The sequence below is a fragment of the Acidobacteriota bacterium genome, assembly GCA_016196065.1.
GTDB lineage: Bacteria > Acidobacteriota > Terriglobia > Terriglobales > Acidobacteriaceae > Acidiflorens.
Genome location: JACPYL010000010.1, coordinates 523626 through 538379, shown reverse-complemented (window position 1 = coordinate 538379; position 14754 = coordinate 523626). Strand labels below are relative to the sequence as shown.

The 14754-nt window shown below is 57.2% G+C and carries 14 protein-coding genes; 5 read left to right on the top strand and 9 right to left on the bottom strand.

What is annotated here, in order from left to right:
• Window positions 1–60 precede the first annotated feature (60 nt).
• The 9 genes from HY010_05655 to HY010_05615 form a co-directional block, all read right to left on the bottom strand.
• A complete protein-coding gene (locus HY010_05655) occupies window positions 61–1401 on the bottom strand; it encodes an APC family permease (GenBank protein ID MBI3475196.1) in 1341 nt (446 codons plus the stop codon).
• A 113-nt stretch (window positions 1402–1514) separates the two neighbouring features.
• Entirely contained in the window at window positions 1515–2459 is a 945-nt protein-coding gene (gene speB, locus HY010_05650; GenBank protein MBI3475195.1) for an agmatinase, read from the bottom strand.
• 35 nt (window positions 2460–2494) lie between these two features.
• Entirely contained in the window at window positions 2495–2863 is a 369-nt protein-coding gene (locus HY010_05645) for an STAS domain-containing protein (GenBank protein ID MBI3475194.1), read from the bottom strand.
• Between the two features lie 194 nt (window positions 2864–3057).
• The gene (locus HY010_05640) at window positions 3058–4389 is read right to left on the bottom strand and encodes a M48 family metallopeptidase (protein ID MBI3475193.1); all 1332 of its coding nucleotides are present in this window, start codon (window positions 4387–4389) and stop codon (window positions 3058–3060) included.
• 154 nt (window positions 4390–4543) lie between these two features.
• The gene (locus tag HY010_05635; protein ID MBI3475192.1) at window positions 4544–5401 is read right to left on the bottom strand and encodes an ABC transporter permease; all 858 of its coding nucleotides are present in this window, start codon (window positions 5399–5401) and stop codon (window positions 4544–4546) included.
• A 48-nt stretch (window positions 5402–5449) separates the two neighbouring features.
• On the bottom strand, window positions 5450–5695 hold the full coding sequence (locus HY010_05630; GenBank protein MBI3475191.1) for a hypothetical protein: 246 nt from the start codon (window positions 5693–5695) through the stop codon (window positions 5450–5452).
• Window positions 5696–5950 carry a hypothetical protein gene (locus HY010_05625; protein ID MBI3475190.1) on the bottom strand — a complete coding sequence of 85 codons (255 nt, stop codon included), beginning with the start codon at window positions 5948–5950 and terminating at the stop codon, window positions 5696–5698.
• Window positions 5951–6205: 255 nt separating this feature from the next.
• Window positions 6206–7123 (bottom strand): ABC transporter permease, encoded by a 918-nt coding sequence (locus HY010_05620; GenBank protein ID MBI3475189.1) that lies wholly within the window; start codon window positions 7121–7123, stop codon window positions 6206–6208.
• 94 nt (window positions 7124–7217) lie between these two features.
• The gene (locus tag HY010_05615) at window positions 7218–8588 is read right to left on the bottom strand and encodes an HlyC/CorC family transporter (GenBank protein ID MBI3475188.1); all 1371 of its coding nucleotides are present in this window, start codon (window positions 8586–8588) and stop codon (window positions 7218–7220) included.
• A 356-nt stretch (window positions 8589–8944) separates the two neighbouring features.
• Between HY010_05615 and HY010_05610 the strand changes: the two genes are divergently transcribed.
• The 5 genes from HY010_05610 to HY010_05590 all read left to right on the top strand — a co-directional run bounded on the left by HY010_05610 (window position 8945) and on the right by HY010_05590 (window position 14754).
• A complete protein-coding gene (locus tag HY010_05610) occupies window positions 8945–10117 on the top strand; it encodes an efflux RND transporter periplasmic adaptor subunit (GenBank protein MBI3475187.1) in 1173 nt (390 codons plus the stop codon).
• 114 nt (window positions 10118–10231) lie between these two features.
• Window positions 10232–11485 carry an ABC transporter permease gene (locus HY010_05605; GenBank protein ID MBI3475186.1) on the top strand — a complete coding sequence of 418 codons (1254 nt, stop codon included), beginning with the start codon at window positions 10232–10234 and terminating at the stop codon, window positions 11483–11485.
• Window positions 11478–12404 (top strand): DUF4097 family beta strand repeat protein, encoded by a 927-nt coding sequence (locus HY010_05600; protein MBI3475185.1) that lies wholly within the window; start codon window positions 11478–11480, stop codon window positions 12402–12404. The genes HY010_05605 and HY010_05600 overlap by 8 nt, the downstream gene beginning before the upstream one ends.
• Window positions 12405–12539: 135 nt before the next feature.
• Window positions 12540–13796 carry an ABC transporter permease gene (locus HY010_05595; protein ID MBI3475184.1) on the top strand — a complete coding sequence of 419 codons (1257 nt, stop codon included), beginning with the start codon at window positions 12540–12542 and terminating at the stop codon, window positions 13794–13796.
• A gap of 151 nt (window positions 13797–13947) precedes the next feature.
• Entirely contained in the window at window positions 13948–14754 is an 807-nt protein-coding gene (locus HY010_05590; GenBank protein ID MBI3475183.1) for an SAM-dependent chlorinase/fluorinase, read from the top strand.

Sequence of the window (14754 nt, the reverse complement as noted above, 5' to 3'; positions counted from 1 at the left end):
TGTCAGGGTACAAGCAGGTCCTTCGCTTCGCTCAGGATGACAATTCATTACGGATGATTCTCATCGGGACTGCCGATTTTCTTCTGAGCCTCTTGGGTGGCCGATCAGGATTCCGGTTACGAGCCACAGTACCAGTGCCAACCATTCCCATCGCGAAAAATTCCCAGGGACATACGGAAGCACTTTCATTAGCACCATCGCGATACTCACCAGTGCTCCCAGCAACGCAATCGCTCGCTCACGCGCGGGCGGCTTCATGCAGAGGTAAGCGGCGCAGGCTGCACACCATCCAATGGCGGACGCGAGAGAACCGACATCAGAGACAGGAACCAGGATCGCGCTTCCTAAGAACATGCATGCACTCGTAGCGGCACCCACCCAGAGGATCGCAGTGGCGGGCGTTTGATTCGTTGGATGTACCGTAGCGAGCCGGCCATCGACCAGCCCGCGCCTTCCCATCGCAAATAACAGACGGCTGGCGGCAACGAAGTTTCCGTTGAAGACTTTGAAGAGTGAAAGCAGTGCTGCGGAGAGGATGATGCTGACAATCCAGCGCGAACCGAGCGCGTGCTCGAAGGCAACCGCAGTCATGAAGGGCGTGCCGATTAGCTTTTGCCACGGCGCAACAAATCCAACAGCCGCGATAACGATGATGTAGAACACGAAGCCCACAATGGTCGCCGCCCAGATTGCGCGCAGGAAACCTTCCGAGCGGAATGCGGGATTCGATTCTTCCGCAGCTTTCGTCACCGACTCGTATCCCGTCATGTAGTAAGGGACGATCTGCAGGACGAGCAGGATCGAAATAAATGGAGTATGCGTGAAGAGCGGAGAGAAATTGGCGGTTGAACCGTGCGTCACGCCGATGCCAACGAAAATGACAAACAATGCAAGCGTGCCGAAGGTTGTCCAGTTTTGAAAAGTGGCGCTCAAGCGGACGCCGCGATAGTTCAGCAATGTGAGCAGGCCAGTAAGGCACAGCCCGATGGCCAGATGCGGCAAGTAGACCGGCTTTCCGGCGACACGATAGAGTTCGATTGAATCGAGCGCGGGAACAATGTAAGCAGCGATGCGTCCGACGGCAACGGCTTCCCATGGGCAGACGATGAAATAGGCCAGCAGCATCATCCATCCGGTAAAAAAACTAACGGACTGCGGGAAAACCTCAGCAGTGTAGGCGACTTCGCCGGATGCGTCCGGCATGGCCATGACTAATTTGCCGTACACGTAGCCAATTGGCAGCAGCAGGATCCCGCCAATTGCAAAACCCAGGATTCCGCCCAGCGAACCGCCGCGCATGAGCCAGTCGTCCATTACGACGAGCCAACCGACTCCGACCATCGTCCCCCAACCGAGGGAGAAGTAGTCGGTGATGCGCAGTTTGCGGGCCAGGGTTGTCATGAGTTACTTCGCTGCGAGCTACGAGCCGCGAGCTTCGAGGGAACTGTTCGCTCGCGGCTCGCCGCCCGAAGCTCGAAGCCGATTTGCAATCTCAACTTCCGCCTCCGATTTCATCAAAACAAACACAGCATTTCATACAAAAGATTCGCGGCCAGCAACGATGTGATCTCTCCGTTGTCGTAAGGAGGAGAGACTTCGACCAAGTCGGCGCCGACTATCTTTTGACCTTCGAGAGCGCGTACCAGTTCCAGAACCTGAAAGCTCGACAGCCCCCCTACTTGCGGAGTGCCAGTTCCGGGAGCAAACGCTGGGTCAACGACATCAATATCCAGGGTGAAGTAAACCGGCTTGCCATGAAACCGCCTAAGAATTTTCTTTACTGGCGCGAGTCCATCGCGATGAAACTCTTCGGAAGTGACGACACTGAACTTATGCTTCCTGCCAAAGTCGAAGTCGTGTTTCGAGTAAACCTGCCCTCGTAATCCAACTTGCAGAACATAACCAGGAAGGAGCAGTCCTTCTTCAACTGCGCGGCGCACGGGCGTGCCGTGCGAATGCGGACTACCGAAGTAGCCTCCCCAGGTATCGTTGTGCGCATCGAATTGGATCAGTGCTACGGGACCGAACTTCTCCTTGATCGAGCGCAGAATGGGGAGAAGGATGGAATGGTCCCCGCCGACACACAGTGTCCGGGCATCGGCATTGAGAACATCAGTCAGCTGCTTTGTAATTCGACCAAATGTGTCATCGAGAGAAAGAGGATTGATGGATAGATCGCCATAATCTGCAATGCGCCACTTGGAAAATGGGTCGAGGTTGAGAACGGGATTCCAGGGACGGATCATGGCGCTCTGCGCTCTTACATTGCGCGGGCCGAAGCGCGTTCCGGAACGGTAGGTGGCGCCATTGTCGAAAGGAATTCCGACCAGCGCGATATCAAGTTCCTGCGCGCGAGGAATGTGCGGCAGGCGCATGAATGTTGAGATGCCGGAGAATCGGGGATAAACGAGAGCGTCGACGGGCGTCGGGGGAGGGCCGTCCAGTCTCTTAGGCTTCATGGGCGCGAATTATAAAGCATCGCGCCCACCCAGCCTCAAGCAGCCGCGTAATGCGGCCGCGCTCCCGGCGTCTGCAAGATGCAGAGCGCCTCTTCCAGGGAGGAAATCTCAAAGACAGACGTAAGTTTCGTGGACTGCAACACTCGCAACAGAAACGCAGAAGGATTCACGAGCTTCATCTGAACCGAATTCACGCGCGCCCAATTCCGCAGCAGTAGCAATGCGCCCAGACCTCCAGCATCGAGCTGATCGATCTCTGACAGATCGACGACAAGCACACGGAGATGGTGGAGCGCTTCGATTGTGCGACGAAATTCGTCGAGGGCTTTGCCTCGTACCAGGCGGCCCGAGCAGTGCACGACAGCGACGTCATGCTGGGTTTCGACTTGGTATCGTAGCTCCATATGCACATTCATACGCAACTCATGGGGGATAAGTTCCCGGGTGGTGGTCAAAGATTGGACGAGCCAAGATGAGAAATGTTATCGAGCACAAAGACCCGCCACACCGCTCGAGATAAGCAGTTTGCGATCAGAGAGTTGCGGATGCCTTCTTCGCCGCAACTAGCGAGGCTAGTGGGAACGTCTGTAAGATCCGCTTACTGAGGACCGCCCGCTTTTGTACCCGGAGGCAGCACCGCCATATTTTCGGCTTTCCACCGCATGGCAGCGGTGATGCGAGTGCGGCCGCTGGGATGGTCGAAGAAAATTGCTTCTTCCAGCGGCGATGGATCGAGCTTGCGATAGTCGCCGAGTTTCAGATCGACCAGTGCTTCGCCGTCGGGCTGGCGGGCGGCGTTGATTCCGAATATGTCGGCTTCATATTCCTGCGATCGAGTCCAACTGTTCGTGATCGGAGTGAGCACGAAAAAGAAGATCGACAACAACAGTAAGGCTAAAGGCAACGCGGCCACGTCGGTTATGTCATGCGCGCCCCAGCGATCTCCCCAGCGCGCCAGTGACCATCGCATGGCGCGGTCCAGAAATGCGAAGCCGACTACAAATACGATTCCGAAGAACAAGAGACTCTTGTACGTGTGATTGAGAACATAATGGCCCATCTCGTGGCCCATGACCGATTGAATCTCCTCGGGCGAGCATCGATTGAGGAGATTGTCGTTGAGCACGATGCGCTCCGTGCCGAGAAATCCGCTGACGTAGGCGCTGACACGCGTGGACTGCTTGGAAGCGTCCTCTTCATACACTTCGGAGGCGGGAATGCCGTTGGCGCGCGCCAGACTCAGGATCGGATCCTTGATCTTCGCATCCTGCAGCGTTTTGAAAGTATTGAACAAAGGCGCAATGTACACGGGGGCGACCAATCCGGTGATTGCAAGCAGGATTACGCTGACCAGCGCACCCCACACCCACCAGTTCTTGCCCAGCCAGCGCACGATTGCATATAGCAGCATCACCGCAATGCCACCCAGCACCGCACCCACGGCCAGTCCTTTGAGTTGGTCGCTCATCCACGGGCCAAACGTCTGGGTGGCGAGTCCGTACTTATGCTCGCGGACGTAGCCTTCATAAACGGTGAGTGGAAACTGAAGCACGCTGGTGATCACCAGGAACAAGATGAAGTAGATCAAGTCGCGAATTCCGCGCCAGGAGGAAATCCGACCAGCCCAATCGCGCATGCGGACTGAGAATCGAGTCTGCAGCAGGAAGATGGCAATTACGGCCGACACCAGAAAATCCCAGAGCTGCAGCCAGTAACCCCCTTCGAAGTACGCGTCGGAACGAGCCTTCTTGTCGGGTGGCACGGTGGCGAGATAGGCGTCGGTGGCGGCTTTCACGTCGAAGGCTGGAGCGTTCGAAGCGCCATGCATGACGGGCGGAGCCGCGGACATCGCGGGCTGCGATTGCGCCCAAAGCACAGCGGCTGGAGTCAACATCGCAAAGAGCAGTACGCAGATTCGTCGCAGGGACATGGTAGGCCTCGGCACAGAGGTTATATAGACGGCAGGCGGGATTGTACGTAAGCAGGGCTGGAAGTCAAAACGTATTACGCCCCTGTGAGGAGTACTGCAGATCCCTCACTTCGTTCGGGATGACAGTTCTTAAAGAAGAGCCGTGGAATTGCATTTAGAGACCGGCTTCGATGCGGGATCTGGGGTCGAGCACGTCACGGAGGGCGTCGCCGATGAAGTTAAACGCCAGGACAGCCATCATCACAGTGCCAGCAGGAAACAAAACAAGATGTGGTGTATCGAAGAGATGGGAGCGGGCATCGTTGAGCATCGATCCCCAACTGGCAGTCGGCGGAGGAACTCCAAGGCCGAGAAAACTCATCGTTGCTTCGGCGAGGATGGCCCCGGCCATTCCGATCGCGGCTTGCACAATCACGGGCTGAATGATGTTGGGAAGAATGTGCCTCGCGATGATTCGCAAGTCGCTCGCACCGAGTGCGCGGGCTGCTTCCACAAACTCACGCTCCCGTACGGCGAGCACTTGCGCGCGGACCAGGCGCGCGTAGCCGACCCATCCTCCTAGCGAAAGTGCAAGCACAAGATTCAAGATACCGGGACCACGGAAAGCGACGAAGGCAATTGCGATCAGGATTCCGGGGAACGAAAGGAACGCGTTCATCAGGACAATGTTTACGAAGCGGTCGATGCGCCCGCCGTAGTAGCCCGCGAGGCTACCGATGATGAGCCCTAGAAAAAGCGAGCACGCGACGACACTGCTGCCGACAAACATCGAGATGCGCGCGCCCCAGATCAGGCGCGAAAGAATGTCCCGTCCGAGTTCGTCCGTGCCGGCGAGATGCTGCGATGAGGGCGTCTGCAAACGGTTCGGGAGATCGATGTGGGCGGGATCCTGGGGAGCAATCCACGGGGCGAGCAAGGCGCAGAGCAGGAAGATTGTGACGAACACCACTCCCACGGTCGCCAGCGGGTTGTGGCGAGCGAGGCGGGGCAGCGAGATGGCAGCGGTCGACACTAGCTATTGGAAATATGGATCGGGCTTGAAATCTATAACAACTGAATTCTATAGTTTTTCGCCAGTTGCTATCTGTCCGGCGAGAAGAAAAGTCTTGGGATACTTACCTTCACCGCACAGTTTGAATGAACCGAAGTCTTTGAACCACGACCCGCTTGGGACGTCCGGCCTCGTTTCCAGCCATGTCCTCAACTGGCTGAGGTCGTCGAGGCTGATGTTACGATCGCGCATGCGCTCGACCAAATGATCGCGAATAGCAGCGGGGATTCGCGGCCAAATCTCAATCTGCGGCATTCACTCACCGAAAACCAGACGACCCAACTCGTCGCCCAGTTGCTTTGCCTGATCGGGATCGGCGGCGGAGCGAAAACGTTCGGCAAGTTCAAAGAACGCCTTCTCTTTCTGTTTCCGCGCTTCGATACCCAGTTCAATGAGTTCCACCAAGACTCTGTTATCGCTAAGGCGCTGACTCTTGGCCAGACGGTCGACTTGTTTGGCAACGGGAGCGGGAAGCGAGACACTGCGTCGGACATGCTTGGTTGCTGGCATGGCATCATTATACACCAGTTTGGTGCATTTGGCGGACTCTCCTGATCGCCATAGATCCGAAACGCGATATCACGCGAGCAGCGGCGTTGGTGGGTCAGCGAGCGATGATCGAGCTGGCTTGAGTGATTCTTATACCGAAGTCCTGCCCTCAGCGGCTAAAGCCGGATTCTTTCGCTCTGGGCGGCACGGCTGAAGCCGTGCCCTCCCCGATCCGGCATGAAACCAGTCTAAGGCTTTAGGACAATCGCGTTTCCGTTACTGCCGTATCCTCGGATTCACCGCCGAATACAGCACATCAGTCAGCAGGTTCACCGCGACATACGTCAAACCGATCGCCAGGATGCATCCCTGCACGAGGTAGTAGTCGCGATTGGCAATCGCCTGGATCGTCAGCCTCCCAATTCCCGGCCAGGAGAAAATTGTTTCGGTGACAATGGCGCCCGCCAGCAACGCTCCGAACTGCAATCCCAGCACAGTCAAGATCGGAATCATCGCATTGCGCAACGCGTGCCGATAAACGACTGTGTCTTCCGGCAAACCTTTCGCGCGGGCGGTGCGGATGTAGTCCTGACCCAATTCTTCCAGCATCGAAGTGCGCACCATGCGGGTCAGAATCGCCGCGAGCGCGCTGCCCATCGTGATCGAAGGCAGAACGAGATTTGCGAAAGTGCCGGAGCCGGAGACGGGGAGCCATCCGAGTTTAATTGCAAAAAATAAAATCAGCACTGGGCCGAGAGCGAAGTTGGGAAAGGATAGTCCGAAGAGGCTGACTACGCTTAATACGCGGTCATCCCAGCGATTGCGGCGGCGGGCGGAGCGGACTCCAGCAGGAATCGCCAGCACGATTGCGACGAAGAGCGACGCCAGCGTGAGTTGCAACGTGAATGGATACCGTTTGGCGATCAGCGATGTCACACCCTGGTTAAAGCGCAGGGATTTTCCCAGATCCCCGTGGAGTACCCCCTTCCAGTAGTTCACGTATTGCTGGCCGAGTGGCACGTCTAAGCCATAAGCGTGTCTGGCGGCTTGGATGTCGCCAGCGGCGGCGCCTTCTCCTAGCATTTGTTGGATGGGGTCTCCGGGGACAAAGTGTATGAGGAGAAAGACGGTGGATACGACCAGCCAGATCACGGGCAGCGTGTAGAGCAGGCGAGAGAGAAGTTGACGGGGCATTCGAAACGTTTTCGCGTTAGTGTACCCGACTGCAGCGGCTGAAGCAGAATTACTTGGCCGGCTTGTGGCACTTCTGAAGCCGGGCCCTTGCGTCCTAGTCTCCCGCCAACTGTTTCGCGGTCGCCGGAATCGGCTCGATTCTCACGGTGGCGATGCGATTCCCTTCCATTTTCTCTACGGCAAATCTACGACCTTCGAATTCGAAGGTGTCGGCTTCTTTAGGGATTCTCTGCAGGCGCGAGAGCATGAATCCGGCCAGGGTTTCAAAACCTTCATTCTGGGGAAGAGGTAACTCGTATTGCGCTTCGAGATCACGGATGTTGATGGCGCCGTCGAGCGAGAGCGGAGCGTTCGCGTCGGTGACGGCCGGTTGGGTGGCGGCCACGTCAAATTCGTCTTCGAGTTCGCCCACTAGTTGTTCGAGCACGTCTTCGACCGTAATCACTCCGGCGGTGGAACCGAATTCGTCGACAACAACGGCGAGGTGACGCTTTCGCTGTTGGAATTCTCCGAGCAACTCCAGCAGCGATTTCGTTTCGGGGACGACCAGCACGTCGTGCATGATCTGGCCGATTTTCATGGACGCGATGCGCATGGCGGAGGCAGGACTTGAACTGAGGGTCAAGCGAAAGCGCGTCCAGCGCATGACGTCTTTGGCATACAGCACTCCGACAATGTGTTCCGGGCCTCGTTGGGGATCGTAAACAGGAATGCGGGAGTGCTGCTCTTCGACCACGCGGGACAGAGCGTCGTCGAGATTGAGGTCGGCGGGGAGAGAAAAAATTCGTGGCCTCGGAACCATCACTTGGCGGGCAGTAATGTTGTCGAGTTCGAGGGCGTTGAGCAACATCTCTTCCTGTCCGGAGGAAAGCTGGCCTGAGGTGCGCGCCGCGGTGACGATGAGTCTGAGCTCGTCGGGCGAGTGGACGGATCCATGGCGAATGTCGCGCGTTCCGAAAGTGCGCAAGACCAGGCTTGCGATCCGGGTCATGACGCCCGTGAGCGGGCCCGTGAGCGTGAGGAAGACATCCATCGGCGCGGCTACGGCCAACGCCACGCGTTCGGCGCGTTGCAACGCGAGAGATTTTGGAACCAGTTCGCCCAGGATCACGTGCAATCCGGTGATCAGGATGAAGGCTACGGCAACGGCGCAGGCGTGCGCATAGAGTGAGGCGTAGGGTATGTATCCAACCAGGCCTTCGAACATGCGGGCCAGTACGGGTTCGCCGACCCAGCCGAGTGCCAGACTGCAAACCGTAACGCCTAGCTGGACCCCATTCACGACCCGTTGAAGCTGTTGATGGAGCTTGAGGACGGTGCGCGCGCCGATACGTCCGGCTTCGATCAACTGCTGGATTCTGGTTTCGCGGACGCTGACCAGAGCAAACTCGGCCGCTGCGAAGAAGGCATTGGCTGCCACCAGGAGCAGGATCAGAAACACCCGCAGCAGCACATACGCAATCATGGAGAGTCAATACTAACAAAAAGCGGGTCTTAGGTCTTAGGTGTCAGGTCCTAGGCCCCCGGAACGACTGGACGCTCTTTCTGCAGCCTCGGTCCTGGGGACGCGGCGGGTCACGGAACCTGAGGCCTGAGGCCTGAGACCTAACACCCGACACCTGCTCTTGTTGGCTTTCCTTTTGTCCGGAAGCATGTCTAACTCTTTGGGACTGCACGGCTTCTTTTGGTCGATTTCCAAGGAACTATTTAACCACGCACCTCGTAATACAAGATGAAGCGCAGTTCCCTGTTGGAATTCCAGGTAGGAGGCAGTTTGTGAACGGTAACGGAAACGGCAAAAAGTCGAAGCGGCGTAAGCGGATTATCTACGGCTCCATCGCGGCCATTGTGCTTCTGGTGATCGTTGGCGGAGTGTACGCCGCGACCAGTGGCGGAACCAAGATCGATCCATCCAAGCTCGCAAAGGTGGAAAAAGGCGATCTGGCCAAGAGCGTCGTGGCGACCGGCAAGGTCGAACCGATCACGAAGGTTGAGATCAAATCCAAAGCCAGCGGCATCGTGAAAAAGCTCTACGTCGAATACGGGGATAAGGTCAAGAAAGGCCAACTCCTGGCCGAACTCGACAAAGAAGAGATCTACGCCCGGGTGGACCAGGCGCGCGCCCAGCTGGAAGCTTCGACAGCCAGCATGAACGGAACTCGCGCCGACCTGGAACGCGCCAAGGTGGATGCGGAGGGGCCGGATGTCCCGCTGCTCAAGCGCGCCTATGATCGCGCCAAGGGTATGGCGAAGGAAGGCGTCGTGTCGGTTTCCGCGTTGGACGATGCGCAGAAGAACTACGAGATGTCCTTGAACAAGCAGAATGTCTCGAAGGCGCAATTGCAGGTTTTGCAGGCAAAGATCGGGCAGGCGCAAGCGCAGGTTGCGCAGGATCGCGCTAACCTGAAGCAGTTGGAAGAGCAGCTCGGCTACACGACCATCACTTCTCCGATTGACGGAATTATCCTGTCGCGCGATGTGGAAGTGGGCGACGCCGTCAGTTCGATCCTCGTATTGGGATCGTCCGCCACGCTGGTGATGACGCTGGGCGATACCAGCGAAGTCTACGTGAAGGGTAAAGTCGACGAGAGCGACATCGGCAAGGTCTACATGGGACAGCCCGCACGCATCAAGGTTGAGTCCTACAAGGACAAGACTTTCACGGGCAAGGTAAACAAGATCTCTCCCATGGGCGTCGAGAAAGATAACGTCACTACGTTTGAAGTACGCGTCTCGATCAACAATCCCGAGGGCGTACTCAAGGCCAACATGACGGCCAACGCGGAGATCATCCTGGAAGAGCACAAGGGCGTGCTGCAGATTCCGGAAGGCTCCATCATTTACGACAAAGACAAGAAGGCGTCGGTCGAAGTTCCCGATCCGAAAGGCAAAGAAGGCAAGAAGAAGCTCGCAGTGAATATCGGCATCTCCAACGGAGCGAAGACGGAGTTGCTGAACGGGTTGAAGGAAGGCGATCAAGTCGTACTGCAGTAGAAGAGCAGGTCACAGGTCTTAGGTCTCGGGTCTCAGGAAAGCAAAATCGTACGTACCAGCCCCTGGGTTCCTGAGGCCTGACACCTGAGACCTGGTTTCTGAGACCGGGTTCCCATGACCTTCTCCGAGATATTTCGTCAGGCGTTGAACACCTTCCGGGCGCACAAGCTGCGCACCGTCCTCACCATGTTTGGAATCATCTGGGGCATCGCTTCAGTGATCCTTCTGGTGGGCCTGGGACGGGGCTTCACGGTTGATCAAAAGAAACACATGGAAACGCTGGGCAAGGACCTCGTGATTGTCTGGGGCGGGCGCACCAGCGCGCAGGCGGGCGGATTGGCTGCCGGGCGCGAGGTCTCACTCACGATCGACGATGCGCGGCTGATCCGGGATGAGTGCTATCAGATCAAGAATGTCAGTCCGGAATTGCGGCGAGGCATTCCGGAAGTTAGCGCATTCAATTCCGCCAACCGCGAAGTAGTGGGCATGTGGCCGGCGTATCAGGAATTTCGATCGTTGATGCTGGAATCGGGCCGTTTGATTTCCGATGAAGATGAACGCGAGGCAAGGCGCGTGGTCGTGCTTGGGTCGGCGGCACAACAGCAGCTTTTCCCCGGACAGCCGGCAGTCGGTTCGATGCTGACCATCAAGGGCGTCCCCTACGCGGTGGTGGGAGTTCTGCAGAAGAAAACTCAGAACGCCAACTACAGCGGGCCGGACAACGATTATTTGTACGCACCCTATTCAGCGGTCGCGCGCGACTTCCCTCCCCCGCAGAAAAAGGGCATTGTGCGGGGCTATCTCGATGACATCGTGTTCCAGGTAGGCGATCCGGAAGCGCACGATGATGCGGTATTGCAGGTGCGGCGAACGCTGGGCCGCGTGCATCATTTCGAGGCTTCGGACAAAGACGCGCTGTTCATTTGGGACACGATGGACGGAGCGAAAATACTGGCGCGTATCTTTGATTTCGTCACCCTGTTTTTCGGCTGCGTGGCCATCGTCACTTTGTGTCTGGGCGGAATCGGTGTCATGAATATCATGCTGGTTTCGGTAACGGAGCGGACACGGGAGATCGGTGTTCGCAAGGCGATGGGCGCCACGCGGCGCGATATTCTGCGTCAATTTTTTGCGGAATCGGCGATGCTCACGCTCGTCAGTGGCGGCCTGGGACTGATTGTCGGGGTCGGTATTTGCACGCTGGCCGCATTGGTTCCGTTGCCCGATTTTGTTCCGCATCCGATCGTCTCGTTAATTTCTGTGGTTGCATCCGTACTCACTCTTTCTCTGATCACGTTTACCGCCGGGATGTATCCGGCACAACGTGCAGCTGAAATGACACCTGTGGAGTCACTTCGATATGAATAGCCTATCTTCAATTCAGTCTCATGTAGTTCGCGTGATGCTGTTCGTGCTGGCCAGCGTGCTGACCGGCTTCGCATCGGTCGCAGGAACCTTCGACCGCTCGTTCCAGGTCAACGGACCAGTTGATCTCGAAGTGCTGACACGGTCTGGCGATATCACGGTCCATAGCGGTTCGAGTGGGACGGTATCAATTCACGGCAAGATTCACTTGAGCACGTCGTGGCTCGAGCGCAACCGCAATGAAGATGTGCAGGAACTGGAGAAGAATCCTCCGCTCCGCCAGAACGGCAACAGCATTCGGGTGGATTACGTGAACCTGCGCAATGTCTCCGTCGACTATGAAATCACGGTTCCGGAGAACACCACGGTCCGCACGCATAGTGGCAGCGGCAATCAGACCGTGGAAGGAATCAAGGGCAACGTCGACCTCGAAGCCGGATCGGGAGACATGCAACTTTCCCGGCTGACCGGTGATCTGCGTTTTCAAACCGGTTCGGGTAATGTGCGCGGCCGCCAGCTTTCCGGTCCAGCGAGGATCAAGGCGGGTAGCGGTGACATCGAGGTAGAAGAGGTGGGCGCGGGCGATATCGACATCCGCACCGGCTCGGGCAACATTACAGTGAGCGGAGTCAATGGCGGCTTCAGCGCGGAAGCCGGCAGCGGTGACATTCGCGGTAATGGCACACCGAAGAGCCTGTGGAACATCCGCACCGGCTCGGGCAATGTGGATTTGCGCGTGCCCTCGGAAGTCGGCTTCAACGTCGACATCTCGTCAAACTCGGGTACGGTGGTGGTCGACCATCCCGTGACGACGACGGTGCAAGGCCGCGTACAGGAACGCAAGAGTGTAGTTGGCAAGGTACTCAATGGCGGTCCGACGGTCTCGGTTCATACGGGATCGGGCGACATCCGCGTAGATTGAGAGAAACAGGTGTTAGGTCTTGGGTGTCAGGTGATAGGAAAGTCCAAGTCGGGATGTTCTCTGACTTCGATGCCGCGCCGGCCTGCAAAGCGGTATTCCTAACACCTGGCACCTGAGACCTAAGACCTGGTTTTTATGCTCCTCAAAGAACTCATCTCGCAAGGCTGGCTGGCACTGAACCGCAATCGCATGCGGTCGGTGCTCACGATGCTGGGGATCGTCTGGGGACTGGCGTCGGTCGTCCTGCTGCTGGCGTACGGCCAGGGGTTGGGCGGGAGCGTGCTCCATGCGTTCATGAACATGGGAAACAACGTGATTGTCCTATGGCCGGGGCAAACCAGCCTGCAGGCGGGGGGACAACGCGCCGGCAAGAAAGTCGAATACGAGTACGCCGACATTGAGGCCATCCGCGACGAAGTTCCTCTGGTGCGAGCCGTGAGTGCGGAGGTGGACCGCGACTTCGGCTACAAAGTCGGCACCAGAGTCGTCTCCATGAACACGCGGGGCGTCGAATTGCCCTACGGGCAGATGCGCAAGCTCGACATTGAATATGGACGCTACTTCAATGAGTCGGATTTCCTGGAGCATCACCGGGTCGTCATTCTCGGCTATAACGCGGCCAAGAAAGCATTTCAAGGTGCTCCCGCAGTAGGGCAAAACGTCAGCATCGGCGGGCTGGATTTCGAAGTGATTGGCGTGATGCGCAACAAGATCCAGGACTCGATGTATATGGGTCCGGATAACGAAAATGGCTTTATTCCATTCCCGCTGTTTCGCGATCTGAAAAACATTAAAGACCCGGGGATGATTATCTTTCAGCCGCAGGCGGCTGAACTGAACAAGAAGGCGCTGGCCGCAGTGCGGGAAGTGGTTGCCCGCCGTCATCACTTCGATCCCAAGGACGAAAAGGCCGCTCCTGAATGGGACACCATCGACAGCAAGAAGGACATCACCGCCTTCTCGATCGGCCTGCAAGTGGTGCTGGGCCTGATCGGCGTGGTGACGCTGGCGGTGGGCGGCATCGGCGTGATGAACATCATGCTGGTCTCGGTCACGGAACGCACTCGCGAGATTGGGCTGCGCAAAGCGATTGGCGCGCGCCCTCGTCACATCCTGGTGCAGTTTTTGATGGAAGCCCTGGTGCTGACTTTCTTTGGCGGCGTCATCGGGATCCTGGTTGCGGTTTTCCTCGCGTGGGTGATTCCTCCGATGCCCCTCTACAGCGAGTTCTACAAGACAGCCAATCACGAAGGAGACATTTTCCTGAGGATCTCATTCGTAGTGGTCATGATTTCGTTCGTGCTGTTGTCGATGATCGGCATCATCTCGGGCTTCTTCCCCGCTCTTAAGGCCTCGCGCATGCACCCGATTGAGGCCCTGCGGTACGAGTAGCGGTTTCGCTCCATTGCCCTCTCAAGCACGTTGAAGCCATTCACGCAGCAACACTCAACAAATGTCTAAACCGAACGTACCTTGACGTTCCCAGGCGGTCGCTTGATACTCTCGACAACAAGGGATTTCCATTTCGTCGAGGCAAAACTGATTGGCGCGCACTTCGATCATTACTCTGACCACCGATTTCGGACTTAACGATCATTTCGTGGGCGCCATGAAGGGCGTCATACTCGAACTGGCCCCCGATGCCCAGATCATCGATATCAACCACTCTGTGCAGGCTTTTGACGTGCTGGACGGAGCGCTGACGATTTCGCAGGCGTACTCCTACTACCCCTCGGGCACTGTACACATGGTGATTGTGGACCCGGGAGTCGGTACGGCGCGGCGCCCGATCCTGCTCACCGGCGACCGGCACCAGTTCGTGGCTCCTGACAATGGAGTGCTGTCACTTGTCTACGATCGTGAAGAGCGGCTCTCGGTCCGCCACATTACGTCGGAACACTACTTTCTCCAGCCCCGGAGCAATACCTTTCACGCGCGGGATATTTTTTCTCCCGTTGCAGCCTACCTGGCGAAGGGCGTGGATCCCGATCGTTTCGGGGATGAGATCACAGATTACGTCCGCTTCAATGCACCTCGGCCGAAGCCGGTGGATGAGCGCACTCTCCGCGGCGTGGTTCTGAAAGTCGATCGCTTCGGAAACCTGATCACCAATATCACTCCGCAGGATCTTCCGGCGTTGTTCGAAGCGAATACACCCGCGTTCAAAGTCACGGTAGGATTCAAGGGACAGATCAACCGCATGTGCACAAGCTATGCCGACGGAACGCCGGGAGAAGTGTTCGGCATCCTGGGAAGCATGGGATACCTGGAGTTGGCCGCCAACCGAGGCTCCGCGTTCCAACTTCTGGGAGCGGGCAAGGGCAGCGAAGTAAATGTTGTGATGGGTTAA